This window comes from Bradyrhizobium sp. SRS-191 (assembly GCF_024586915.1).
In the GTDB taxonomy this organism is placed as follows: Bacteria; Pseudomonadota; Alphaproteobacteria; order Rhizobiales; family Xanthobacteraceae; genus Bradyrhizobium.
Genome location: NZ_JANBVS010000010.1, coordinates 92,949 through 116,333, shown reverse-complemented (window position 1 = coordinate 116,333; position 23,385 = coordinate 92,949). Strand labels below are relative to the sequence as shown.

Sequence of the window (23,385 nt, the reverse complement as noted above, 5' to 3'; positions counted from 1 at the left end):
CTGTTCCCCACCTTGTGACCCGGATCGCTTCCGGGCTTTGTTGATTGTGAAGCGCGTCCCGAAGACGAACGGGGCGCGTCAGGCCACGTCCCATTCGATCCGAAGCGCCGTCGGCACGCGAAACGAGATGTTGTGAACGAAGTCGTTCGTCTGGTCGGCGGCCAGCCGCAGGCCGGGAAGCCTGCGTGTCAGCTCTCCCAGCGCGATTGCGAACTCGATGCGGGCGAGCTGCTGGCCGACGCAGGTATGGATGCCGTAGCCGAACGCCAGATGGCTCCGTGCATCGCTGCGCCGGACATCGAAGCGGGCCGGTTCGGCGAACACGGTCTCGTCGCGGTTGGCGGAGCCGATCAGCAGCAGGATGTTGGAGTCCTTCGGCACGGGCATGCCGCCGATCTCCGCGTCCTTCAGCGCGCGCCTGCGCCATGCCACGATCGACGGGCTGAAGCGCAGCGATTCATCGACGGCGGTCGGAATCAGCTGCGGCTCGGCGATGATGGCTTCCCAGTTCTCACGCCGCTGCAGCAGCTCGCGCATGCCGTTGGCCATCAGGGTCGTCGTGGTCTCGTGGCCGGCGAACAGCGCGCTGTAGAGCACGCCGGCGATCTCCTCGTCGCTGATCTCGGCGCCGTCCTTCTGAAGCCGCACCAGATCGCCGGGCAGATCATCAGTCGGATTATCGTGGCGCTGGCGCACCAGATCGCGGCAGTAGTTCCAGTATTCCACCATGTTGTGGGCGTGCTGGATCTGCGCGTCGTCGCTGAGATCGCCCCAGGTCAGGAGCGCGCGACTGACCGCCCAGGACTTCACGCGCGGCACGTCCATGTTGGGAATGCCGACCAGCTTGAACAGCACCAGCGCCGGCACGTCATAGGCGAACTCGCGGAAGAAGTCGGCATGGCCGCGCTCGGCGAAGGCGTCGATCGCCTGGTTGACGATGGCCTTGATCTCCGGCTCGATCGCCCTGAAGCGGCGCGGCCCGAAACAGCCCTGGACCAGCTTGCGGATGCGGGTGTGATCGGGCGGCACGCGGGCCGACAGGCCGGAATAGGCGGTGAAGCCGCCTTCACGCATGATGCGCTTGCCTTCCTCGCACATCGGGCGCAGCGGCGCCTGGGCGTTCTCCGACGAGAACGTGCGCCAGTCGTCGAACACGGCCTTGATGTCGGCGTGGCGCGCGACGACGTAGTACTTGAGCTCGTCAGAGAAGAAGACCGGCGCCTCGGCGCGTGCCCATTCGTAGAACGGGAACGGATCGCGCATCTCGAACGGGTCGAAGTCCTTCGCGGCGTCGTGATAGGGGCATCGCGCCAGCTGAGCAGCCGAACCTGGCATGTGGTCCTCCCATTCGCCGCCCTCGACGGCGACCGTTTGTTATGGGCCCACTCTAAGCGGCGGCCTTTGGGTTTTCTTTAGTCGATAACTATATGATAAATCGAAGTAAATTGTCAATTTGGCGGGAAGGATGCTGTATTGCGGAGGCGAGCGGCAGGCCGCGTGATCGACTAGTGGCCAGCGTGCGGGGCTCAAGCCGTCAGCTTGCGATGCAGCTCCTGGAGCGAGGCGCTCTTCGGCCGGTTGTCGAAATGTTTCAGCGAGTCGAGGTAGAGCTTGAACTGGCGGTCGATCGCCTCGCGTCGTCCTTGCGCCTTGAACACCTGCATCGCCTCGGCATGCGCCATCTCGCACAACGGGTCGATCGCGAGCGCCTTCTGGCAATGCGCCAGCGCAGCCGAGTAGTCGCTGCGTTCGAGATAAATCCGCGCCGCGTCGCGCTGCACCTTGAAGAACATGTCGCGCAGCCAATAGCGCTTGCTCCAACACCAGTCGCGCTCGCCATCATCGGCATATTCAACTGGAATGTCCTCGAACAGGTCGCCGGTGTAGAGACGATCTGCCGCCTGCAGGCAGATCAGCGCCTCGTCGCTGGCGCCGGCCTTGATGTGTCCCTGGGACTGCCGGCATAGCTGCTCAAACGTCGAAATGTCGAGCCAGCTTCGCTCGGGCGGCACCAGCACGTAGCGCGAGCCCTCGCGCCGGACGTAGTTGCGGCTGCTGTCGCGTCCGTCCGATTGGCCGAGCGCCAGCCGTAGATAGCGCACGGTGTGATACAGGCGGTTGCGCGCCGCCTCGATGTCGTCGGCGTTGGGCCAGAGCAGATCGGCGAGCTCGTCGGTGCTGGCGCCGTGGCCGCCTTTTTGCAGTAGGTAGGCGAACAGCGTCTTGGTCTTGCGGGTGGCACCGCCCGGCGGGTCCCAGTTCACCTGGCTGCCGTCGTTGCGATAGATGCGCAGACGGCCGAAGCAGCGGATCTTCCAGCGGTCGCGGCTGTCGAGATGAACCGAACTCGGCTCCTCTGCCGATCGGCGCAACAGCCACATCGGATCGGCTCCCTCCGCGGCGTGCAACGCGGCTGCCGACGTTCCGATCCGCAGCTCGGGCGCGATCGCGCCAAGCCAGAAATCGACCTGCTCGCGCAGCGCGCCGCGTGTCTGCAGTCGCGACGGGAGCCAATGTGGGTTGCTGACCAGTCCGGCGCTTGTGAGAATCTGCGGATGGCCGCGGAGGGCGACGAGCAGCTGCTCGTCGATCAGCAGCCGGCGGTTGTAGAGCGATGCAATCGAGAGCGCGGACTGTCGCGTGAGCGCTTCCGCAAGCGCCGGCCAGCCCTCGAAATTGGCGGTCGCGGAGTTGGTCTCAAGGCCCCAGCTCATGTCAACCACGAGCATCGCAGGGCCGTGATCACGAGTGGGCGAGACCCACGTCTCGATCTGGGCTGCGACGTCTCGGAACGAGATCGGTACCCGCAGCAGCGCCATGTCGACGAAGGTTCTTCCCTCGACGCATCGAATCTTGTTGACGCGCTTCGCAAGCCTTTCGGCGATCGTGATCGCTTTTGCGTCCGCCGCGATCACGAAGATCCGCGAGGGGCGTGCAACGGCGAGGTAGTGTTTGAAGAAATCCGCAAACAGCAGTCTTTGCTGCGTCGCAAAATGGGCGAGGTTGACGCAACTGTTCTCAGCCATCGGTACCGACCCGCAACAACCTCTATCGGAGGAGGCAGTCTAAGAGGGGCCGTTGGAAACGTGCAAGGCCCTGTTCGCAAGCACGCGTCACGAGCTCGAAGTGGTCTATGCGGATTTCGAGCGCATTGTGGCGCCGGCGGACTTTTTTGCTCGTCGTATCAATTCACACCGCAAGTTCGACAGCGAACAAGTCAAACAGACTCTGTTCAAAATCCTGCACCAGCCGACACTCAGTTTCGCCCTCGATCGGGTAGCGTGGAAGGTGACTTACTTGGTGCGCGTCATATCCGGGTCCGGACAGCTGGTCTGCAAGGACGTTGTCCGGACGATCGTGAAACGAGCTGGTTGGATGCAAGGATCTCGTCCAGGAGGTCTGAGTTGTACGAGGCGTTGGCCATCCCTTGCCGATATCCGCCGGCGGCAGAAGAGGGCGCTGGCATCTCAGCTCTGCCCAGCTTCGTTGCGCCACCTGTGCGGAGTCTCCCGCACGTGGAGAGTCCAATTCTCGGGCGATGATGGGGAAGTCGGCCTTCCCCTCACGGTGATGGATCAAGAACTGCAATTCTGTGCATCATACCTTTGTCCTCGTGCTCGAGAATGTGACAGTGAAAGACGAAACGCGCAGGCTGCAGCACATTGTTGCCATCCGGCTGCGCGGAGAGCCAGGCGCCTGTCAGCGCGATGTTGACGAAGATCATGCCGCTCCCGTCGGGCGAAGCGTTGGCTTGCGCCAGCGGACGCTGCGCCCGGTCCAGCCCGGTACAGGCGGTGTTCGCTGCGCTTCGGTCGAGAATGAAGGCTTCCACCGGGTGCATTCCAGCGCCGCCACCGACAGTGCCGACGAACTTCAGGCTGGTCTTGCCGGTGGCGTCGTTGCGGCAGTCGGTGACACCACGCGGCACGATGATCGTGTCGTGCTGGAGTTCTGCGCGGGAGCCGCCGGCGGTCAGCAGCAGCGATGCTGGCAGCTGAACCAAATCCAGTGCGGAGGGCGCACGCATGATCGGTTGTCCATTGTCATCTCTTGCGACGGTGAACTTCATCTGGTGGACGTGGAAGTTGTGAACTTCCTTGGAGACGTTCACCAACTCCCATTGTTCCACGGTGGCGCGCTTGAGCGCACAGAGCCCCTTGTGAGGATTGAAGGTCGTCAGAACGACCGGGTTGCTCGGCGAGATCGGACGGCCGTAGAGATCGGTCTCGATCAGTTCGGGACCGTCCGGATCATGACTGGTCGAGATGAATGTCTCGCCCAGCGCGAACTGCTCGTTGGCGCCGTCGGTCTGGATGCCGAAATAGATCCGCCGGTGCGTTGTGCGCGGGTCGAAATGCATGCTCTGCCAATAACGGGAATGCCGATCTTTGTTGGCGATCGCATGATGCCCCGGTACCTTGCTCTCGATCAGGACGTCGATCGCCGCGCGGGCGTCGCTGTTCTCATAGCCGTCGCAATTGTCCTGCAGCCAGCGCGCCATGCGCGCACCGGAGGACTCTGGATAGGCAGGGACCATTGCCGGTGACGCGCCGTGCGCCATGGGCGCAAGGGAAGGCGCCGGCGTGCGTGGGGCCGCTTCGGGCAGCGGCGGTACGCTGCTTGGCGCGGTGCCCGGAGGTGACGCCCGGCGCGAAGCCAGGGCGCGCGTCAGTGGCGTGCCGCGTAGCGCCGCCGCCTCGCTCGGCTCGACGGTGACGTGAACACGGTCCGGTGACGGCGTCCTGCCGGCGCGCCGCAGCGGCTTCGGCGTTTCAAGAGTCGAAGGCGGCGGTGCTGCGTTGCCCGCAACCGGCGCAGGAGCGGGGAAGACAATTCGGGCCAACGCGACATGCGGCCAGATGTCGGCATCATCTGGTGCGAAACCAGCCTGGAATGACTCGTTGACCAATTGATAGATGAGGTCGCCGGTCCCGCCGTCCTCGGGACGTCTCACCCTGAGATCGGCGCGGCTGCCCGGCATGAGCAGGATCTCCCTTGTCTCCGGCGCCAGCGGGCCGGTTCCGGATGCGCCGGCAAGCCCGGCTCCGTCCAGGGAGATCACTTCGAATGGTGCGTCGGCCACGACGTCACCCGCCGCAGGATTCAGCGCGCGCAGGCTCAAGCGATAGGTGATGTTGGACGATGCGTTCTGAACGCGCCAGACCTGAGGTTGGTTGGCGACGATCGTCGGGTATTGGGCGCCGTTGAGCGTGAATATCCAGCGCCCGGCAGCTGGTTTCATCGTGGACTGGGCGGTCGTGAGCGACTGACCTTCCGGCAATGCGCAACTGCCGAGATTGGTCGCGGCAAACGGAGGGCCACCGCAGAATCCAGGATCCTGGTCAGCGAAATTGACCCAGTGCAGCGCGTCGCGGTCTTGCACCTGCACCAGCTGGATGTCTCTGAGCAGGATGGGGCGTACGACGCTGCACTGAGTGGGATCGGAGCAGGCTGGTTCGTCGATCAGGATCATGCCGGCCATGCCGCTCGCGACTTGCGGCTTGGCAATGCCGTGAATGTGCGGATGGAACCAGTCGATGCCGCGCGGATGCGTTGCTGGTATGGCAATCTGATAGGAACGCTGGGCCGTCGCACCGCTTCCTGAGGTACAAGTCAGGATGAAGTCGCCGAACGGCTTCGTCGCATCACCAGGCTTGCCTTCCTTCGGCGGGACGAGCAGGCCGTGAAAATGCTGATTGCCGAGGCCGCCGGCGCTGGCCCAGCCTCCGCTGTCGCTCCAGGGGCCGGTCTCGTCCATGCACATCGCAGCCATCGGACCGCCGCTGCCGCCAAGCTGGTTGTCGAATGTGACTTTCAGTGTCGCGCCGGGCCTGAGCTTGAGGGCTGCGCCGACATAGGGCTGTCCGCAATCTGTCGGCACTGCCGTGCTGCAGACCGTCAATGTATTCAGACCATCGACGGCTATCGGGTTTCCGCTGGCATCCTTGCCGATAGTGATCGGCGCGGTCTCCCGTTTCATGGTGAAGGTCAGATCGAGGACGTCGGCAGCGTCAAATTGCTTTAGAGCCGGCAGCGTATCCACTTCTGCGCTGGCTGGAGCGATCGTACACCCGAGTGCAAGAGCAGCAGCACAGAGCAAACGCCGGAATTTTGGACTGGGCAACGACATGCGGGGCTCCTACCTGCTTACGTTACATTCGTCGTGCAAACAAAAGGACGGTAAAGGCCCCCTGAGTTGTCTGCAGTCTCTTGTAAGAAGTGGATTGTTTCGGCCGAGTCTCCTAACGCCCTAGAGGCGACAAGCAGCGATGTCGCTCGCTCGTTCGCAACGCAGTGATCTGAGCAAAAGCGGAGTTTCGTCTGATCAAAATAGCCTGTTCGAGGATCATGTATGAAACGGGGGCTGCATATCCGCTCAATAAAGATACCAAGCAAATAAAACCCGTAACACGCCAAGACATGGCGCGCCCATCTAACTATGCAAAAGTGATTTTGCGATTTAGCTAGTGACTGATTTTTTTGTCAACTGAAAGTTGCGCAAAATAAGCACGGATGATTTTGCGCCGTTGCAAAAACAGGACATTGCGAAGCGCAACCGTATTCGGGCAATCCTGCGTGCTGGCAGCGTGGCCTTGTCCGCGATATCGCGAGTGTGACCTCGTCCAAGTGATGCGAACCGAAGAGCAGGGCCAGTGATTTGTCCCGCTTTGCTGAACGGGTTTCGGCCCGTCTCATGGCAGAGCAAATTCTTAAGCGCCGGGGTCACAGCCGCGCCGACGAAAGAAGCGAGGCGACGGCGAAAGCTGTGGTCCTGGCGTCCCGACGCTGACGCCAAGCCGGCGGTGATGATGAGCCGCGGGCGAGGGAGTGTGCAGAAGGGGCTCGTGACGATGTCTTGCCGCAACGCGGAGAGGCCGCCAGCATGCGTCCGGACGTCAATGACTCATCCGGAACAGGTTGCGCACGGCCGGGCGCCATTCTCCTGTCATGGTATATTCGAGGCCGAGGCGCGCACCGCAGGCGATCGCCAGCATGGTCAGCGGCGCCGACAGCGCCAGCGTCGAGAAGGCCGACAGGCCCTGGCCGATGGTGCAGCCCATCGACAGGATGCCGCCGGTGCCCATCAGCAGCGCGCCGGTCATGTGGCGCTTCAGCTCGCGGGCGTCGTCGCAGGCTTCCCAGCGGAAGACGCGCGAGACCATCGCCGCCGCAAACGAGCCGAGGATGACGCCTGCGACCGAGCCGATCGCAAAGTCGGCGTGGCTGCCGGAGAGCGTGGCGATGTACAGCACGGTGTTGCCGAGCGGCGCGACGAAGGTGAGCGAGGCGACCCGCTCCGGGTCGAAATCGTCGTGGCCCAGCCATCCCGTGGCAAACCAGCCGAACGCGACCGCGCCGCCGACGGCAAGCCCGGAGACCAGCAGCCGCGGCGATTTCAGCAGCCGGCCGTCGGCCAGCGCCCAGGCCGCCAGCGCCAGCGCCGCGACGGAGACGACGACCGGCCGGGCGTATGCCCCGAGCGCAGGCGACAGCAGAGCGTCCATGCCCTGGGTCATCGCGTCGGGCAGACGCACCGACAGCGGCTCGATCAGGCCGACGCGCATGAAGCCGATGAGCCCGCGCATCGCCGCCAGCGCCGACACGCCGAGCACGAGAAACACGACGATGGCGCGCAGGTCGCCGCCGCCGATGCGCACCAGGGTCCCGAAGCCGCAGGTGCCGACCAGCGCCATGCCGATGCCGAACAGCAGGCCGCCCAGGATGGCGCCGCCGAGCGGAATGGAGGAGGTGAGGTAGATCGAGCGGGAGAGATCGACGAGGCCGAAGCTGGCGAGCAATTGTGTCGCAACCAGCGCGACAGCCGCAGCCAACGCGAAGGATTTGAGCCGCCGCGTATCGGCACCGAAGAACGCGTCCTCGAGCATCGCGAGCGTGCAGAAGCGTCCAGCGCGGCCGGCGACCCCGAGCACGGCGCCTGCCAGCAGCCCGCACATGAACGTCAGAGCTGACGGACTGAGCATGCCTCCCCGATGTCCTTGTTCTTGTCCGGGCGATTGTGCGCCAGGATCGACGGCGAAGCCAGAGCTGTTGCGACGTTCGCTGCCGGCGCTCGCGTGTTGCGCGCGGCCGAGGACATCGCCGCGAAAAGAAGCGTTCAGCGGCGGCGCTTGCGGACCGGCTCGCAGAACACGTCGTAGATCGCGGTCAGGATCTTGCGGACGTCATCGCTCGCGAGGCTGTAATAGATCGTCTTGCCGTCGCGCCGGGTCGTCACCAGCCGATCGAGCCGGAGACGGGCGAGCTGCTGCGAGACCGTCGACTGCCGCTCGCCCAGGAACTGCTCGAGCTCGGTGACGGATTTCTCGCCTTCGGAGAGGATGCACAGCAGCAGCAGCCGGGACTCGTGGGACAGCGCCTTCAGCATCTCGCTGGCCTCGCGCGCCCTCTCGATCATCTGCTCGAGCTCGGCGGAGGTTTCGATGTCCTTCAACTTCGGCAGCGGCATGAATGTGGGATCCTCGATTGTCCGTCAGGAGCGGGCCGGCGTCCCGCTTGTAGCATTTATGAAGCGTCCGAGCAGCCCAAAGAAGAACGAGTCGCCCGGATAGCCGCGGATCCGGCCGATCTCGCGGCCCTGGTCGAGCACCACGAAGGTCGGCGTGAAGGCGCCGGGGTCGATGCCCGCGAGATCCGCCGGCAGTGGCTGGGTGAGGTCGACCCGTCGCAGGGGAAGGGCGCGCCCTTCGTCGGTCTTGGCATAGATCGGCGCGATCTCGGCATTGAACCGGGCGCACCAGCCGCAGCCGGGGCGCTCGAACATCACGAGCTCGGAGGCGGGGACCGGGGACGACAGGCACAGCACGGCGAGCGCGGCCGAGGCGAGTGCTGCGAGCCTGCGAGCGGTGATTTGACCGGACATGCCACCATCCTCTCTGGACTTGCCGACCAATCTATCATTAAATTCGAATATGTACTAGTGCGCGATTTCCGAAGTTGCGGTGCAGGCCGGGGCCCGCAGCACTGGCCACGGGGAGGACAAATGGATCTCGACGTCACGCTCGGCGCTGCGCTGGCCGCCGGCCTCCTGTCGTTCCTGTCGCCCTGCATCCTGCCGCTGGTCCCGCCCTTCCTGTGCTACATGGCCGGCGTCTCGGCGGCCGACACGATCACCGAGGGCGGCGGGGTGCAGCGGCGGCGGACGGTGCTGACGGCGCTGTGCTTCGTCGCCGGCTTCTCGCTGGTGTTCATCGGCCTCGGGGCGACCGCCTCCGTGTTCGGGCGCTTCATCGCCGGCCATCTCGGCCAGCTCGGCATCGTCGCGGGACTCGTCATCATCGCGATGGGGCTGCATTTCCTCGGGGTGCTCAGGATTCCCTTGCTGTACCGGAGCGCGACGATCGATGTCGGCCGCAAGCCGGCCGGCCTGCTCGGGGCGTTCGTCATGGGGCTGGCGTTTGCGTTCGGCTGGACGCCCTGCGCGGGGCCGGTGCTTGCGGCCGTGCTGATGATGGCCGGCGCGGAGGCGACCGTGGGGAAGGGCGCGCTGCTGCTCGCGGCCTATTCGGTCGGAACGGGAATCCCGTTCCTGATCGCGGCGGCCTTCACCGGGCAGTTCATGACCATGCTGAAGGGCATCAAGCCGCATTTGCCCTTGATCGAAAAGACCATGGGCGGCTTTCTCGTCCTCACCGGCATGGCCTTTCTCGCCGGTGTCATTCCGGAGATGTCACAATGGATCTTCGAGCGCTTTCCCTCGCTCGCCACCATCGGCTGATCAGCCGAAGCGGAAGTCGAGCAGGTTGACGAAGGATTGCAGCTCGATCTCATAGCGATGCACAAGGCCGGCATCGCCCTCACCAGCGGCGCGGCCGATCTCGGCTGCGCTCGCGGTGGCGCTGTCGATCAGGCGGCGGAATTCGGCCTGGCTCGCGACGTCGGGCGCGGCGAGGCCGTTGCAGCGTTGCAACTGAGCGCGCAGCGCGGCGCCCGCCTCCACGACCTCGCCAGGCCCGGCTTTGGTCGAGGCGAAGCGCGCCGCGACGTTGCGCACCGCGTCCATGACCGGCGCAAGTTCGAACACGCAGTCGCTGAGCTCGATCACACCCGCATCCCGCCTCAGCGCGTGGATCGACTGGCGCAGCGCGGCGATATCCGCCGCGGCGCGGGCGCCATCACCCGCGGTCAGCGCCGCGTCGGCCTTGCTCAGGCGATCGTTGCCGCCGGCGATCAGCTGCGAAAGCGACTTGTCCGAATAGGGGGCCAGCGCGCGCTCGGTCACTCCGCCGAGCTTCGCCCAGGCCCGCCGGGCATCGTCGAGCTCAGTCTGCGCGAGACCGATATTGCCGGTGCGCGCATAGCTCGCAGCGGCGCGGAGATTGGCCATCGCAGCCGGCATCAGCGCCGCGATGTCTGCTTTCTCTGCGGCATGCAGATGGACGCTCGGCGCGAGACACGACAGCACGAGGGACAGAATGATGGCGCGGCGCAGCATCGAATGTCCTTTTCACATTCTATTATTCGAATATGGTGTATCGAACTTCAGCCGATTTGGCAAAGCGCGTGAGCAGGCTCATGACCTCGAACCCGACGATGACGCGGCGCGATCTGATGGTCATGCTCCCCGCCGTTTCGGTGCTCGGCGCCGTGCCGAGGCCGGCGCAGGCGGATGCGGTGCTCGGTGACGACGGGCTGTATCATCAGTCGTGGTTTCTCAACAGCTTCCTCGACCTGCGCGAAGATCTCGACAGCGCGGCATCGGAAGGCAAGCGGCTCGCGATCATGTGGGAGCTGCGCGGCTGTCCGTATTGCCGCGAGACGCATCTGGTGAACTTCGCCGATGCCGGTATCGCCGACTACATCCGCGCGAATTTCGAGGTGCTGCAGCTCAATCTGCTCGGCGCCCGCAAGGTCACCGATTTCGACGGCAAGGAGCTCACCGAGAAGGAGCTCGCCGAGCGCTATGCCATCAGGTTCACGCCGACCTTCCAGTTCTTTCCGCCGTCCGCCGATGGCGTCGCCGCCAAGGAGCCGCTCGCGCGCGAGGTGGCGCGGGCGCCGGGCTATCTCAAGCCACCGCATTTCCTCGCGATGTTTCGTTTCGTGCGCGAGAAGGCCTATGAGCGCGGCACGTTCCGCGACTATCTCGCCGCGTCCAAAGGTTGAGTGCACCGCCGCATCGAATTCGGTTGACATCAATCATATTCTCAAATCATAATTCGTGAATATGACGGGCCGTAAGTCCGTCGGGTTAGCAGGCGAGGGGAAGCCTCGTCGGTCAGGGTGGAAGCATGCGCCGTTTGATTCCGGCCGCCTTGTTCTGCGCGTTGCTTTCAGCAACGGCGCGGGGCGACGAGCCGATCAGGCTCGATGTCGTCGACTACGCCATTCCGAAGTCACTGACGGGCGCGCCCGGCAATGCCGATGCCGGCAAGAAGGTGTTTTTGACCAGAACGCTGGGCAATTGCCTCGCCTGTCATCAGGTCTCGGCGCTGAAGTCCGAAGAGTTTCACGGCGAGTTCGGTCCGTCACTCGACGGCGTCGCGACCCGCTACAACACAGCGCAGCTGCGCCTCATCGTTGCCGATCCCAAGCGGATCTTCACCGATACGGTGATGCCCGCCTTCTACAAGAACGACGGCCTCAATCGCGTACGCCCGGAGTTCGCCGGCAAGCCGGTTCTCACCGCAGCGCAGGTCGAGGACGTCGTGGCCTTTCTCGAAACATTGAAATAACCGCCTCTGGAGGATGATGCATGGGCGCAATCAACAGACGACAGGCGTTCCTTCTCGGCGGCGGTTTCGTCGCCCTGACGGTCCTGCCGATGGCCGCCAACGCCGAGCCGAGCAACGACGCGGCCGAGCTGATCAAGAAGTTCACCGGCGGCAAGGAAGCCGCGAAGGGCAAGATCACGCTGGATCTGCCGGAGATCGCCGAGAACGGCAACACCGTGCCGCTCGCGCTCACGGTGGAGAGCCCGATGACCGCCGAGAACTACGTCAAGGAGGTGCTGTTCGTGGCCGACGGCAATCCGAACGCCGGCGTTGCGACGCTGATGTTCACGCCGATGTCCGGCAAGGCCGAGGCTTCGATCCGCATCCGTCTGGCGCAGACCCAGAACGTGATCGCGGTCGCCAAGATGAGCGACGGCTCGCTGTTCACCGAGCGCAAGACCGTCAAGGTCACCATCGGCGGCTGTGGCGGCTGAGACAGGGGAGAGACTGATATGGCAGACAAGCCGCGGATCAAGCTTCCGAAGGAAGCCAAGAAGGGCGAGATCATCCAGATCAAGACGCTGGTCTCGCATCTGATGGAATCGGGCCAACGCAAGGATGCGCAGGGCAAGCCGATCCCACGCAAGATCATCAACAAGTTCGCCTGCGAGTTCAACGGCAAGCCGGTGTTCTCCTGCACGCTGGAGCCGGCGATCTCCGCCAACCCGTACATCCAGTTCGACGCCAGGATCGACGAGGAAGGCACCTTCAAGTTCGCCTGGACCGATGACGACGGCTCGGTGGTGACGGCCGAGGAAAAGATCGCGTTGAAGGCCTGATCGGCCGGCTGCCGATCGCTACGGGGAGTGACGGATGTCCATTCGCTACGGTTCTCTCGCTGTCCTGGCCACGGCCGCGCTGACCCTCTCGGCCATGGCTGTGTTCGGGCAGGAGGCGGAACGGAAGGGCATTCCGGCGCCTCCCGGTCATGTCTTCAAGACCATCATCTCGGGCTATCAATTCCGCACCAAGGAGACCCGCGCGCTCCAGGACGACGACCTGGAGAACCCGGGCTTCCTCGCGGTGGAGCGGGCCGCCGACATGTGGAAGACGGTCGACGGCAGCGAGGGCAAGTCGTGCATGAGCTGTCATGGCGAGGCGGAGACGACCATGAAGGGCGTCGGCGCTGCGATGCCCAAATGGAGCGAGAAGCTCAACAAGCCGGTCAATCTCGAGCAGCAGATCAACATCTGCCGCACCGAGCACATGAAGGCGCAGCCTTGGGCGTTCAAGTCCAAGGAGCTGACGGACATGACGACCTTCATCCGCTTCCAGTCCCGCGGAATGCCGGTGGCGGTGAAGACCGACGGTCCGATGTCGCCGTGGTTCGAGAAGGGCAAGGAGATCTACTATACCAGGGTCGGCCAGCTCGATCTCGCCTGCGCCTCCTGCCACGAGAAGAACAACGGCAAGTTCATGCGTGCCGACTTCCTCAGCCAGGGCCAGACCAACGGCTTTCCGACCTACCGGCTACGTGATCAGCGCCTGATCCCTCTGCACGAACGGTTCGAGGGCTGCATGTTCGACGTGCGCGGCGTGCCCTACAAGCCGCTGTCGGATGAATTCCTCGCGCTCGAGCTCTACGTCGCCTGGCGCGGCATCGGCCTGCCCGTCGAGACACCGTCGGTCCGCAACTAGCGGACACAAGGAAGAGACATCATGATATCGCGTCGCGAATTCGTTCAGGTCGCATTGGCGGCGGCTGCCTTGACGGGCGGCACGTCCCGCGCCTTCGCCCAGCAGAAGCTGACCGAGAAAGAGCTTCTCGCGTTCGAGCCGGTCGGCAACGTCACGCTGGTGCATGTCACGGACATTCACGGCCAGCTCATGCCGCTGTATTTCCGCGAGCCCTCGACCAATCTCGGTGTCGGCGACGCCAAGGGCCAGCCGCCGCATGTCACCGGCAACGAGTTTCTCACCCGCTTCGGCATCGCGCCGGGCTCGTCGTCGGCCTATGCGCTGACCTCGGAGGATTTCGAGGCGCTCGCCAAGACCTATGGGCGGATCGGCGGGCTCGATCGTGCCGCGACCGTCATCAAGGCGATCCGCGCCGAGCGCGGCGACAAGGTGGTGCTGCTCGACGGCGGCGACACCTGGCAGGGATCCTGGACGTCGCTGAAGACCCGCGGCCAGGACATGATCGACTGCATGGCGCTGCTGAAGCCCGATGCGATGACGGGGCATTGGGAGTTCACCTACGGCACCGAGCGCGTCAAGCAGGCGGTCGATGCGCTCGGCTTCCCGTTCCTCGGTCTCAACATCCGCGACACCGAGTGGAACGAGCCGGCGTTCGAAGCTTCGACGATGATCGAGCGCGGCGGCGTCAAGATCGCGGTGCTCGGCCAAGCCTTCCCGTATACGCCCGTCGCCAATCCGCGCTGGATGATTCCGAACTGGTCGTTCGGCGTGCGTGAGGAGGACGTCCAGACCCAGGTCGACAAGGCGCGCAAGGACGGCGCTGGCTTGGTCGTGCTGCTGTCGCACAATGGCTTCGACGTCGACCGCAAGCTCGCGAGCCGCGTCAAGGGCCTCGACGTCATCCTGACCGGTCACACCCATGATGCGCTGCCTGAAGCGGTCAAGGTCGGCAAGACCTTGCTGATTGCGTCGGGCTCCTCGGGCAAGTTCGTCTCGCGGCTCGATCTCGACGTTGGGGATGGCGAGGTGAAAGGCTATCGCTACAAGCTGATCCCGCTGTTCTCCGACGTGATTACACCTGACACGGCGATGGCCGCCAAGATTGCCGAGGTGCGCAAGCCGTTCGCCGCCGAGCTCGCCCGTCCGCTGGGACGTACGGAGACGCTGCTGTATCGCCGCGGCAATTTCAACGGCACCTTCGACGACCTGATCTGCCAGGCGCTGCTGCAGGAGCGCGACGCGGAGATCGCGCTGTCGCCGGGCTTCCGCTGGGGCACCAGCGTGATGCCCGGCCAAGACATCACCTTCGAGGACGTCACCAATGCCACCGCGATCACCTATCCCGCGGTGTATCGCATGGGCATGACCGGCACGCGCCTCAAGGAGATCATCGAGGACGTCGCCGACAATCTGTTCAACGTCGACCCGTACTACCAGCAGGGCGGCGACATGGTCCGCATCGGCGGCATGTCCTATGCGATCGATGTCAATAAGCCCCAGGGGCAGCGCATCTCCGACATGCGCCTGATCAAGACCGGCGCCGCGATCGATCGGGCGCGCGAATATCAGGTCGCCGGCTGGGCCAGCGTCAATGAAGGCACGCAGGGCCCGCCGATCTGGGAGGTCGTGTCGAACTATCTGCAGCGCCAGAAAACCGTGCGTCTCGAGCCCAACCGGGCCGTCAAAGTCTCCGGAGTGTGACGACGATGTCCAAGGACAAATCTTTTTACTCATCCCCTCGCGCGTCGCGCCGCGGCTTCCTGACGGCGGCGGGCGGCCTCGCAGCGACCGCGCTCGCGACGCAGGCGCGTGCGGGAGCCGGCAATCCCGCCAACCAGCCGCCGAACGTGCCGGAATGGACGCGGACGCTCGGCGAGGGCGTGGCGGTGCGACCCTACGGCAAGCCATCGAAGTTCGAGAAGGACGTCATCCGCCGCGACGTCGAATGGCTGACGGCGTCGCGCGAATCCTCGGTCAGCTTCACGCCGCTGCATGAGCTCGAAGGCATCATCACGCCGAACGGGCTGTGCTTCGAGCGCCATCATGGCGGCGTCGCCGAGGTCGATCCGGCCGATCACCGGCTGATGATCCACGGCCTGGTCGAGCGGCCGCTCATACTGTCGCTCGACGAGCTCAAGCGCTACCCGCGTGTCAACCGCATCCACTTCATGGAATGCGCGGCGAATTCCGGCATGGAATGGCGCGGCGCCCAGCTCAACGGCTGCCAGTTCACCCACGGCATGATCCACTGCGTGCAGTACACCGGCGTCTCGCTGCGCACGCTGCTGGAGGAGACCGGCGTCAAGCCCAGTGGCAAATGGCTGCTAGTCGAGGGCGCCGACTCCGCGTCGATGGATCGCAGCCTGCCGATCGAGAAGGCACTCGACGACTGCATCATCGCCTACAAGATGAACGGTGAGGCGCTGTATCCCGAGCAGGGCTATCCGATGCGGCTCGTCGTGCCGGGATGGCAGGGGAATCTCTGGGTCAAGTGGCTGCGGCGCATCGAGGTCGGAGATCAGCCCTGGCAGACTCGCGAGGAGACCTCGAAGTACACGGACCTGCTGCCGAACGGCAAGGCGCGGCGCTTCACCTGGTCGATGGATGCGAAGTCTGTCATCACCAGCCCGAGCCCGCAGGCGCCGATCAAGCATGGCAAGGGCTTTACGATCGTCTCGGGCCTGGCCTGGTCGGGCAACGGCAAGGTCAAGCGCGTTGACGTGTCGTTGGATGGCGGCCGCAACTGGTGGCCGGCGCGGATCGACGGTCCGGTGCTCGACAAGGCGCTGACGCGCTTCTACTACGAGTTCGACTGGAACGGCGAGGAGCTGCTGCTGCAGTCGCGTGTGCAGGACGAGACCGGTTACGTCCAGCCATCCAAGGCCGAGCTGCGCAAGGTGCGCGGCTACAACTCCATCTATCACAACAATGGCATCCAGACCTGGCATGTGCAGGCAAACGGTGAGGTCGAGAATGTCGAGGTCGCCTAAGCTGATCATTGCAGTCGCGCTGGCCACCTTCACGGGCTCGGTCGCGCTCGCCGGTGGTCCGCAGGAGAAGATCGCGGCCAAGACCGAAACAAAGACTGAGGCCAATGCGCCGCAGCGCTTCAACATCGGCCGCGCGCCGACGGTCGAGGAGATCCGCGGCTGGGACATCGACGTGCGTCCGGACGGGCAGGGTCTGCCGACCGGCAAGGGTACCGTCGCCCAGGGCGAGAAGCTGTTCATGGACAATTGCGCCAGCTGTCATGGCGAGTTCGGCGAGGGCGCCGGCCGCTGGCCGGTGCTCGCCGGCGGCAAGGGCTCGCTGACCTCGGACAACCCGGTCAAGACAGTCGGCTCCTATTGGCCTTACGCTTCCACCTTGTTCGACTATGTCCGCCACGCGATGCCGTTCGGCAGCCCGCAATCGCTGAAGGTCGACGAGTACTACGCGCTAGTCGCCTATGTGCTCTATCTCAACGACGTCGTTACCGATCAGAACTTCGAGTTGACCGACAAGAATCTCGCCACGATCAAGATGCCGAACGAAGGCGGGTTCATCATGGACGACCGGGCGACCAGCGAGAAGGCGTTCTGGCAGAAGGAGCCGTGCATGAAGAACTGCATCGCGCCGGTCAAGATCACCGGACGTGCGACCGCCGTCGACGTCACGCCTGAGGACAAGGACGGCAAGCCGCGGGGCGTCGAGTGACGAGCGCCGGATGCAGCCGTCGCCAGATGCTGCTGGCGGCCGCATCCGTTGCCCTGGCCGCAAGCGGGGCCGCTTCGATGGCGACCGCAGCGGAGCCGCACAGGCTCGCGCTGCAGATCAGCGATGAGGATCCGGTCAAGATGCGCGCCGTGCTCGACGTCGCCGCAAATGTCTCCCGTCACTATTCCGGCGAGGGTGACGAGGTCGAGATCGTGGTCGTGGCGTTCAATGGCGGCCTCGACATGCTGCTGGCGGATCGCTCGCCGGTGAAGGAGCGTGTCGCTGGCTTCGCCAAGTCGATGCCCAATGTCAGCTTCATCGCCTGCGGCAACACATTGGAGACGCTTGCGAGCAAGGAGGGACGGCAGCCCCCGCTGCTCGCCGGCGTGACCGTCGTCAAGACCGGCGTCGCGACGTTGCTGGAGCTATCCGAGAAGCACTGGACGGTTGTGCGTCCGTGAGGGAAATTGCGATGCGGTGGTGGCTCGCTCTCGTCGTTAGTCTCGTTGCCTCGGTTGCGCTGGCGGCTGAGGAGCCGCGCGAGCTCGTCATCGGCGGCCGCACGGCGCTCGCCACGCTGAGGCTGCCGGGGCGGCCGGGGCCTGATGTCCCGCTGGTGCTGATGACGCACGGCACGCTCGCGCACAAGGACATGGAAACCATCCAGGGCCTGTCGAAGGCGCTGGCGGAGCGCGGCATCGCCTCGCTCGCGCACAACCTCGTGCTCGGCCTCGATCGCCGTACCGGCATGTACGACTGCGCCAAGCCGCATGACTACGCACCGGACGATGCGATCGAAGAGATCGCCGCCTGGCTCGCCGAGGCGCGCAAGATGTCGTCGCGGATCTTCGTGCTCGGGCATTCGCGCGGCGCCAATCAGCTCGCACGCTATCTGGTCGCCAACCCGAAAGCCGCCATCGCAGGCGCGATCCTGCTGGCGCCGGCCACGGTGGGCATCGAGACCAGCCTGAAGGCTGCCTATGCGGAGAGCTATGGCCAACCCTTGGCGCCGCTGCTCGACAAGGCTGAAGCTGCTGTGTCTGCTGGACGCGGCGGCGAGTGGATGTCGGTGCCGGGTTTCATCTATTGCCGCGACGCCAAGGTGACGGCGCGCGCCTTCGCCGCATTTTATCGCGCCGACCGGCGCCAAGACACGGCGGCGCTGATCGAAGACGTGAGCCTTCCGGTCCTGGTGCTTGCGGCCGCGCAAGACAAGACCGTACCTGACGTGGCAGCCTCGTTCGCGCCGCTGGCCGCGCGCGCCGGCAGTCGCGTCCGGCTGGAAACGATCGACGACGCCGATCACTTCTTCCGCGATCTTGCCGCCGAGGATGCCGCTGATCGCATCGCAGGATTCATTGCAGCCGCGCGTTAGGAGTGACCATGGAACGACGATCCTTGATGCAAGCCGGGCTTGCCAGCCTGTTCGGACTATTGGGTGTCGGCAGCGCTCGCGCCGCGACGGAGTCTCCGCGCCAACGCGTGGCCTATCATCTCGCCGATCAGGACCGCGCGCTATTCGTGCTCGGCAACGTCCAGAACCACGTGGATGGCACCGGCGGGCCTGGCCGCGCCGACATCCGGCTGGTGATCCACGGGCCGGGCCTGCGCGCCTTTCATGCGATCTCGGCCGATCAGACCATCTCGGATCTGGCCGAGCGGCTGATGAAGGCGGGTGTGGGCTTCGAAGCCTGCGCCAACACCATGAAGGCGCAAGGTGTCAAGCTCGACGACCTCTTGCCTGGCTTCGCGGTGGCGGAGAAGGGCGGCGTGGTGCGCCTTACTGAACTACAGCAGAGCGGATATTCCTATCTGCGCCCGTGACGGGCACCCACGTCCCAGCCGATGCCGCCCGGTTCGATCGTGGCGGACCTGAACGACGAGAGCGCTCGTGCTCACCGCATTGATCGACCTGTTGGGTGAGGAACTGGTGTCGCTGCTGGGCGGCCTCGCCGTCGGCGGCACGTTCGGCTTCTTCGCCCAGCGCAGCCGCTTTTGCCTGCGCGCGGCGACGATCGAGTTCGCGCGCGGGCAGGGCGGGCCGCGCCTTGCAGTGTGGCTGCTGACCTTCGCCTCGGCGCTGCTCGGCACCCAGGCGCTGGTTGCGATGGGCCTGCTCGATGTCTCGGAAGCCCGCCAACTCGTGCAGCAGGGCAGCATCTCCGGCGCGATGATCGGCGGCACTTTGTTCGGCTGTGGCATGATCCTGGCGCGTGGATGCGCCAGCCGGCTGCTGGTGCTCTCGGCCAATGGCAATTTACGGGCGCTGCTCTCGGGACTGATCTTTGCGGTGACCGCCCAATCCGCCTATCACGGCCTGCTCGCGCCGGCGCGCGAGTGGCTCACCAATCTCTGGCTCGTCGACGGCGGGCCGTCGCGCGACATCATGAGCCTGTTCGGCGGCGGCACGCCGGAGAAGCTCGGCTTCGGCATGCTGTGGTTCCTGGCAGGTCTCGCCGCTGTGTCGAAGTTTCATGTCGGCGGAAAGATCCTGCGCTCGGCGATCGCCGCTGGCGCGGCAGTCGCCGCGGGCTGGCTGCTGACCTATCAGCTCGGCCAGGCGTCGTTCGCGCCGGTGCCGCTGAAAAGCCTGACCTTCAGCGGCCCGTCTGCCGAGCTCCTGATGCAGGTGCTGGCCAGCCCGCAGCTGAAGCCGGGCTTCGATCTCGGCATCATTCCGGGCGTCTTCATCGGCTCGTTCATCGCCGCCGCGCTGGCCGGAGAGCTCAATCTCGAAGGCTTCTCGGACGGCCGCGGCATGCGGCGCTATCTGATCGGCGCCGTCCTCATGGGCTTCGGCGCGATGCTCGCCGGCGGCTGCGCCGTCGGGGCCGGCGTGACCGGAGCGTCGGTGTTCGCGCTGACGGCCTGGATCGTGCTCGGCGGCATGTGGTGCGGTGCTGCCATCACCGATTTCGTTGTTGATCGCTGGCTGTTCGCCACCAAGCCGGCGGCAAGCGATCTGCGGAGCTCTGCATTGACGAAGCTATCATAGATTATCTTGCGACAACTCAGCCGACGCCAGCTCGCTATGCGCTAGCGAGGCAGTCTGTTAACTAATCCGCGAAGGTTGAATGTTACTTTCACGAGTATCACGGCGCCATCATGCGGTGGACCGATATGAACCGCTGTTGCAACGAAAGGCGCATGCGATGTCGCAACTCTCAATTCGAGCAAAGATGGCTGCAGTCATTGCGCTGCTGCTGCTGGCCATGGCAGCAGTCGGACTGCTGGCGGTCCGCGGCATGCACACGATCAACACGCATACTGAACAAATCGCCAAGAACTGGCTGCCCAGCGTCCGTGTTCTCGGCGAGTTGCGCTCCGCTATCAATCTCAATCGCGCGCAGCTTCGCGCCTATATGACGGCGGACACGGCCGAGGAGCGGGACAATCTGGACCGCAACATGAAGGCGACGCTTGCGGTCATTACGACGGCACGCCGCTCCTACGAGACGATGATCTCGTCTGCCGACGAGCGCGCCCTGTTCGAGAGCTGGTCGCGTGCCTGGGAGCAATATCTGAAGACGGCGGACGGCGTGCTCGACGTTCTGCGCGCCGGGAACGGCAATGCGACCAAGCAGGCGAGTGATCTGTTCAACAAGACGGTTCGCAGCATCGCGAACCAGTCGGATGAATATCTGAAAAAATCCATCGAGCTCAACAACCGTGGCGCCGACGCGGAGACAAAGATCGCCGCCGATGGTTACGCGGAGACATTCGTGCTGATGTCGACGGTCATTGCCGTGGCTGTCTTGGCCGGCGTCGGGATCGGAAGCTGGTTCGTTCGCGACATCTCCAGGTGTATCGCCTCGATCATCCGGCCGATGCAGGCGCTCGGCGAGGGGAACCTGGCGACGGAGATTCCGTACCGCGGCCAGAAGACCGAAGTCGGCATGATGGCCGATGCCCTGGAGGTCTTCAAGGTCGCGTTGATCGCCAAGAAGGCAGCCGACGACATTGCGTCAAGGGAGGCGGAGGTGAAGCTGGATCGCAGCCGGCGGCTCGACGAGATCACGGGCCGTTTCGAGACGGTGGTCAGCGAGATCGTCGAGACCGTCTCCACCGCATCGAGTAAGTTGGAGGGGCACGCCGGAGGACTGAGCGACACGGCCAATCGCGCACGGAACCTGGCGACGTCCGTCTCTGCCGCCTCCGAAGAAGCCTGCAGCAATGTGCAATCGGTGGCCTCCGCGGCGGAGGAGCTGTCCGCATCCGTCAACGAGATCAGCAGACAAGTGCAAGACTCGGCGCGCATGGCCACCGAGGCGGTGGCGCAAGCCCGCAAGACCAATGAGCAGGTCGGCGAGCTCACGAAGTCCGCTGCGCGCATCGGCGACGTCGTCGAGCTCATCAATACTATCGCCGGGCAGACCAATCTGCTCGCGCTCAACGCCACGATCGAGGCGGCCAGGGCCGGCGAGGCCGGCCGCGGGTTTGCCGTGGTGGCATCCGAAGTCAAGGCCCTGGCGGAGCAGACGGCCAAGGCTACAGGCGAGATCGGGCAGCAGATCTCGGGCATCCAGTCCGCGACCCAGCAGTCGGTCGGAGCAATCCGGGAGATCAGCATCACGATCGAGAAGCTGTCGGAGATCTCGTCGACGATTGCGGCGGCGGTGGAGCAACAGGGAGCCGCGACGCAGGAGATATCGCGCAACGTCCAGCACGCGGCGTCCGGGACGCAGCAGGTCTCGGCCAACGTCACGGACGTGCAGCGTGGCGCTGTCGACACCGGCACCGCGGCGTCCCAGGTTCTCGCGGCCGCGAAGTCGCTGGCCGGCGACAGCGCTAGGCTGAGCATCGAGGTCAAGAAGTTCATCAGTGGTGTGAGGGCGGCCTAGCAGGTCGCCGTTACGGGGAGGCGGGGAGAGGTGGGTGCCCGCCTTGAGCCGCTGCGGCGGCCAGGATAGGCCCGTCTGCATCAGCAATGCTGCGCATGCGGCTGCGGGATTGGGCCCGCGTCGCAGCCTGCTCGCGACCAAGCGGCTCGCTCATCTTTGCCTCGGCGACGAAGCCGCTCCGGATCGACGGAGCTTCGGCTCAACGCGCCGCATGACGTTCCCAAAAATACATTCACAAGTTCGAATATAAGTATATACTGCTTCCTTATCGATCGCGGCACCGCGCCGCGCGAGCAGGGAGGACAGGCGTCATGACGATGATGACCGACGTCGTGGTCGAAAATGCAGGGAAGTCCGGGCGGATCGATTGGTCGCCCTATCTGGTCGGCACAGGCATCGGCATCCTCAGCTGGGTGGCCTTTGCCGGATTCGGCGATCCGCTCGGCGTGACGACCGCGTTTTCACGCGTCGCATCGCTGTTCGCCGCGCCGGTGATCGGATCCGAGGCCGTCGCCGCCAACAGCTATTGGAAATCGATGCCGCTTAAGTGGGACTATGGCGTCTGGTTCCTGGTCGGCATTCCGCTCGGTGCGTTCCTGTCGGCGATCATCTCGGGGACCTGGCGTCTCGAGCTGGTGCCGGAGGTCTGGAAGGAACGCTTCGGTCCATCGGTGTTGAAGCGCTTCGTCGCCGCGTTTCTCGGCGGCATCGTCATCATGTACGGCGCACGTCTGGCCGGCGGCTGCACCAGCGGACACGGCATTTCTGGCGGGCTGCAATTGGCGCTGTCGAGCTGGCTGTTCCTGGCGGTGATGTTCGCGACCGGCCTGGTCGTGTCGCGCCTCATGTTCCGCAAGGCGTGAGAGGGAGAGAGATCATGACGTCATTGATGAGCATCGCCGGTCCGATCCTGATGGGCGCCGTGTTCGGCTATCTGCTGCAGCAGGGCAAGGTCACGAGCTGCAACGTGATCGAGAATCAGTTCCGGCTGCGTGACTTCACCGTCCTGAAGGTGATGGGCACCGCGATCGTGGTCGGCGGCATCGGCGTGCTGCTGCTGGTCGATACCGGGAACACCAAATACTACGTCAAGGATGCCAACATGCTGGCGGTCGCGCTCGGCGCGGCCTTGTTCGGCGTCGGCATGGTGGTTTACGGCTACTGCCCGGGCACCGCGCTCGGGGCCATCGCCAGCGGCAGCGTGCATGCCGCCGTCGGAGCATTCGGCATGATCGCCGGCGCCATCCTGTATGCGCTCAGCTTCGACTGGGTGAAGGCTCACATCCTCAATGTCTGGGCGCTCGGCAAGGTGCGGCTGCCCGATATCACCGGCGTGCCGGACGGCGTCTGGTTCGCCGCGCTCGCGATTGGCGCCGGCGCGTTCTTCGTCTGGGTCGAGGCTTCGGAGGCGAAGGCGAAGCGCGCGCAAGGTTAGGCCGCTTCGCCCGATCCGCCCATCATCAACAGTCGAGAGGTTG

23 protein-coding genes are annotated in these 23,385 nt (G+C 64.7%); 16 read left to right on the top strand and 7 right to left on the bottom strand.

Annotated features, from left to right (window positions below):
* Window positions 1-78: 78 nt before the first annotated feature.
* From NLR35_RS19220 to NLR35_RS19195, 6 genes are all read right to left on the bottom strand, one after another.
* Window positions 79-1,335: a cytochrome P450 gene (locus NLR35_RS19220; RefSeq protein WP_257168091.1), complete on the bottom strand. Its 1,257-nt coding sequence runs from the start codon at window positions 1,333-1,335 to the stop codon at window positions 79-81.
* A gap of 191 nt (window positions 1,336-1,526) precedes the next feature.
* Entirely contained in the window at window positions 1,527-3,026 is a 1,500-nt protein-coding gene (locus NLR35_RS19215; RefSeq protein ID WP_257168090.1) for a BTAD domain-containing putative transcriptional regulator, read from the bottom strand.
* Between the two features lie 536 nt (window positions 3,027-3,562).
* Window positions 3,563-6,130, bottom strand: coding sequence for a multicopper oxidase domain-containing protein (locus NLR35_RS19210; protein WP_257168089.1), 2,568 nt, complete (start codon window positions 6,128-6,130; stop codon window positions 3,563-3,565).
* Between the two features lie 766 nt (window positions 6,131-6,896).
* Window positions 6,897-7,982, bottom strand: a complete 1,086-nt coding sequence (locus NLR35_RS19205) for a YeeE/YedE family protein (protein WP_257168088.1) — start codon at window positions 7,980-7,982, stop codon at window positions 6,897-6,899.
* 134 nt (window positions 7,983-8,116) lie between these two features.
* Window positions 8,117-8,467 (bottom strand): helix-turn-helix transcriptional regulator, encoded by a 351-nt coding sequence (locus NLR35_RS19200; RefSeq protein ID WP_257168087.1) that lies wholly within the window; start codon window positions 8,465-8,467, stop codon window positions 8,117-8,119.
* Between the two features lie 24 nt (window positions 8,468-8,491).
* Window positions 8,492-8,881, bottom strand: a complete 390-nt coding sequence (locus NLR35_RS19195; RefSeq protein ID WP_257168086.1) for a thioredoxin — start codon at window positions 8,879-8,881, stop codon at window positions 8,492-8,494.
* A 120-nt stretch (window positions 8,882-9,001) separates the two neighbouring features.
* Here NLR35_RS19195 and NLR35_RS19190 point away from each other — a divergent pair, with 120 nt between their 5' ends.
* Window positions 9,002-9,736 carry a cytochrome c biogenesis CcdA family protein gene (locus NLR35_RS19190; RefSeq protein WP_257168085.1) on the top strand — a complete coding sequence of 245 codons (735 nt, stop codon included), beginning with the start codon at window positions 9,002-9,004 and terminating at the stop codon, window positions 9,734-9,736.
* Here NLR35_RS19190 and NLR35_RS19185 read toward each other — a convergent pair whose 3' ends face one another.
* Window positions 9,737-10,453 (bottom strand): hypothetical protein, encoded by a 717-nt coding sequence (locus NLR35_RS19185; protein ID WP_257168084.1) that lies wholly within the window; start codon window positions 10,451-10,453, stop codon window positions 9,737-9,739. It abuts the gene before it with no gap.
* 122 nt (window positions 10,454-10,575) lie between these two features.
* Here NLR35_RS19185 and NLR35_RS19180 point away from each other — a divergent pair, with 122 nt between their 5' ends.
* From NLR35_RS19180 to NLR35_RS19110, 15 genes are all read left to right on the top strand, one after another.
* Window positions 10,576-11,124, top strand: a complete 549-nt coding sequence (locus NLR35_RS19180; protein WP_257168225.1) for a thioredoxin family protein — start codon at window positions 10,576-10,578, stop codon at window positions 11,122-11,124.
* 125 nt (window positions 11,125-11,249) lie between these two features.
* Complete coding sequence (gene soxX, locus NLR35_RS19175) at window positions 11,250-11,693, top strand: sulfur oxidation c-type cytochrome SoxX (protein WP_257168083.1); 444 nt, start codon at window positions 11,250-11,252, stop codon at window positions 11,691-11,693.
* A 20-nt stretch (window positions 11,694-11,713) separates the two neighbouring features.
* The gene (gene soxY, locus NLR35_RS19170; RefSeq protein ID WP_012043761.1) at window positions 11,714-12,166 is read left to right on the top strand and encodes a thiosulfate oxidation carrier protein SoxY; all 453 of its coding nucleotides are present in this window, start codon (window positions 11,714-11,716) and stop codon (window positions 12,164-12,166) included.
* An 18-nt stretch (window positions 12,167-12,184) separates the two neighbouring features.
* Window positions 12,185-12,511, top strand: coding sequence for a thiosulfate oxidation carrier complex protein SoxZ (soxZ, locus tag NLR35_RS19165; protein ID WP_257168082.1), 327 nt, complete (start codon window positions 12,185-12,187; stop codon window positions 12,509-12,511).
* 34 nt (window positions 12,512-12,545) lie between these two features.
* Entirely contained in the window at window positions 12,546-13,370 is an 825-nt protein-coding gene (gene soxA, locus NLR35_RS19160) for a sulfur oxidation c-type cytochrome SoxA (RefSeq protein WP_257168081.1), read from the top strand.
* Between the two features lie 21 nt (window positions 13,371-13,391).
* A complete protein-coding gene (soxB, locus tag NLR35_RS19155) occupies window positions 13,392-15,071 on the top strand; it encodes a thiosulfohydrolase SoxB (protein WP_257168080.1) in 1,680 nt (559 codons plus the stop codon).
* 5 nt (window positions 15,072-15,076) lie between these two features.
* Window positions 15,077-16,360, top strand: coding sequence for a sulfite dehydrogenase (soxC, locus tag NLR35_RS19150; RefSeq protein ID WP_257168079.1), 1,284 nt, complete (start codon window positions 15,077-15,079; stop codon window positions 16,358-16,360).
* Window positions 16,299-17,066: a c-type cytochrome gene (locus NLR35_RS19145; protein WP_257168078.1), complete on the top strand. Its 768-nt coding sequence runs from the start codon at window positions 16,299-16,301 to the stop codon at window positions 17,064-17,066. The genes soxC and NLR35_RS19145 overlap by 62 nt, the downstream gene beginning before the upstream one ends.
* Before the next feature lie 26 nt (window positions 17,067-17,092).
* Window positions 17,093-17,527 carry a hypothetical protein gene (locus NLR35_RS19140; RefSeq protein ID WP_257168224.1) on the top strand — a complete coding sequence of 145 codons (435 nt, stop codon included), beginning with the start codon at window positions 17,093-17,095 and terminating at the stop codon, window positions 17,525-17,527.
* An 11-nt stretch (window positions 17,528-17,538) separates the two neighbouring features.
* Window positions 17,539-18,441: an alpha/beta hydrolase gene (locus NLR35_RS19135; RefSeq protein WP_257168077.1), complete on the top strand. Its 903-nt coding sequence runs from the start codon at window positions 17,539-17,541 to the stop codon at window positions 18,439-18,441.
* Between the two features lie 8 nt (window positions 18,442-18,449).
* Complete coding sequence (locus tag NLR35_RS19130) at window positions 18,450-18,890, top strand: DsrE family protein (RefSeq protein WP_257168076.1); 441 nt, start codon at window positions 18,450-18,452, stop codon at window positions 18,888-18,890.
* Window positions 18,891-18,957: 67 nt separating this feature from the next.
* Entirely contained in the window at window positions 18,958-20,061 is a 1,104-nt protein-coding gene (locus NLR35_RS19125; protein WP_257168075.1) for a YeeE/YedE family protein, read from the top strand.
* 157 nt (window positions 20,062-20,218) lie between these two features.
* Window positions 20,219-21,907: a methyl-accepting chemotaxis protein gene (locus NLR35_RS19120; RefSeq protein ID WP_257168074.1), complete on the top strand. Its 1,689-nt coding sequence runs from the start codon at window positions 20,219-20,221 to the stop codon at window positions 21,905-21,907.
* 320 nt (window positions 21,908-22,227) lie between these two features.
* Complete coding sequence (locus tag NLR35_RS19115) at window positions 22,228-22,770, top strand: YeeE/YedE family protein (protein WP_257168223.1); 543 nt, start codon at window positions 22,228-22,230, stop codon at window positions 22,768-22,770.
* Window positions 22,771-22,784: 14 nt separating this feature from the next.
* Window positions 22,785-23,342 carry a YeeE/YedE family protein gene (locus NLR35_RS19110; protein WP_257168073.1) on the top strand — a complete coding sequence of 186 codons (558 nt, stop codon included), beginning with the start codon at window positions 22,785-22,787 and terminating at the stop codon, window positions 23,340-23,342.
* The last annotated feature ends 43 nt before the right edge of the window (window positions 23,343-23,385 follow it).

What these genes read in the sequence shown, in the direction of transcription:
- NLR35_RS19220 (WP_257168091.1), bottom strand. Translation starts at nt 1,335, where the DNA reads ATGCCAGGTTCGGCTGCTCAGCTGGCGCGATGCCCCTATCACGACGCC.
- NLR35_RS19215 (WP_257168090.1), bottom strand. Translation starts at nt 3,026, where the DNA reads ATGGCTGAGAACAGTTGCGTCAACCTCGCCCATTTTGCGACGCAGCAA.
- NLR35_RS19210 (WP_257168089.1), bottom strand. Translation starts at nt 6,130, where the DNA reads ATGTCGTTGCCCAGTCCAAAATTCCGGCGTTTGCTCTGTGCTGCTGCT.
- NLR35_RS19205 (WP_257168088.1), bottom strand. Translation starts at nt 7,982, where the DNA reads ATGCTCAGTCCGTCAGCTCTGACGTTCATGTGCGGGCTGCTGGCAGGC.
- NLR35_RS19200 (WP_257168087.1), bottom strand. Translation starts at nt 8,467, where the DNA reads ATGCCGCTGCCGAAGTTGAAGGACATCGAAACCTCCGCCGAGCTCGAG.
- NLR35_RS19195 (WP_257168086.1), bottom strand. Translation starts at nt 8,881, where the DNA reads ATGTCCGGTCAAATCACCGCTCGCAGGCTCGCAGCACTCGCCTCGGCC.
- NLR35_RS19190 (WP_257168085.1), top strand. Translation starts at nt 9,002, where the DNA reads ATGGATCTCGACGTCACGCTCGGCGCTGCGCTGGCCGCCGGCCTCCTG.
- NLR35_RS19185 (WP_257168084.1), bottom strand. Translation starts at nt 10,453, where the DNA reads ATGCTGCGCCGCGCCATCATTCTGTCCCTCGTGCTGTCGTGTCTCGCG.
- NLR35_RS19180 (WP_257168225.1), top strand. Translation starts at nt 10,576, where the DNA reads ATGCTCCCCGCCGTTTCGGTGCTCGGCGCCGTGCCGAGGCCGGCGCAG.
- soxX (WP_257168083.1), top strand. Translation starts at nt 11,250, where the DNA reads ATGCGCCGTTTGATTCCGGCCGCCTTGTTCTGCGCGTTGCTTTCAGCA.
- soxY (WP_012043761.1), top strand. Translation starts at nt 11,714, where the DNA reads ATGGGCGCAATCAACAGACGACAGGCGTTCCTTCTCGGCGGCGGTTTC.
- soxZ (WP_257168082.1), top strand. Translation starts at nt 12,185, where the DNA reads ATGGCAGACAAGCCGCGGATCAAGCTTCCGAAGGAAGCCAAGAAGGGC.
- soxA (WP_257168081.1), top strand. Translation starts at nt 12,546, where the DNA reads ATGTCCATTCGCTACGGTTCTCTCGCTGTCCTGGCCACGGCCGCGCTG.
- soxB (WP_257168080.1), top strand. Translation starts at nt 13,392, where the DNA reads ATGATATCGCGTCGCGAATTCGTTCAGGTCGCATTGGCGGCGGCTGCC.
- soxC (WP_257168079.1), top strand. Translation starts at nt 15,077, where the DNA reads ATGTCCAAGGACAAATCTTTTTACTCATCCCCTCGCGCGTCGCGCCGC.
- NLR35_RS19145 (WP_257168078.1), top strand. Translation starts at nt 16,299, where the DNA reads ATGGCATCCAGACCTGGCATGTGCAGGCAAACGGTGAGGTCGAGAATG.
- NLR35_RS19140 (WP_257168224.1), top strand. Translation starts at nt 17,093, where the DNA reads ATGCTGCTGGCGGCCGCATCCGTTGCCCTGGCCGCAAGCGGGGCCGCT.
- NLR35_RS19135 (WP_257168077.1), top strand. Translation starts at nt 17,539, where the DNA reads ATGCGGTGGTGGCTCGCTCTCGTCGTTAGTCTCGTTGCCTCGGTTGCG.
- NLR35_RS19130 (WP_257168076.1), top strand. Translation starts at nt 18,450, where the DNA reads ATGGAACGACGATCCTTGATGCAAGCCGGGCTTGCCAGCCTGTTCGGA.
- NLR35_RS19120 (WP_257168074.1), top strand. Translation starts at nt 20,219, where the DNA reads ATGTCGCAACTCTCAATTCGAGCAAAGATGGCTGCAGTCATTGCGCTG.
- NLR35_RS19115 (WP_257168223.1), top strand. Translation starts at nt 22,228, where the DNA reads ATGACCGACGTCGTGGTCGAAAATGCAGGGAAGTCCGGGCGGATCGAT.
- NLR35_RS19110 (WP_257168073.1), top strand. Translation starts at nt 22,785, where the DNA reads ATGACGTCATTGATGAGCATCGCCGGTCCGATCCTGATGGGCGCCGTG.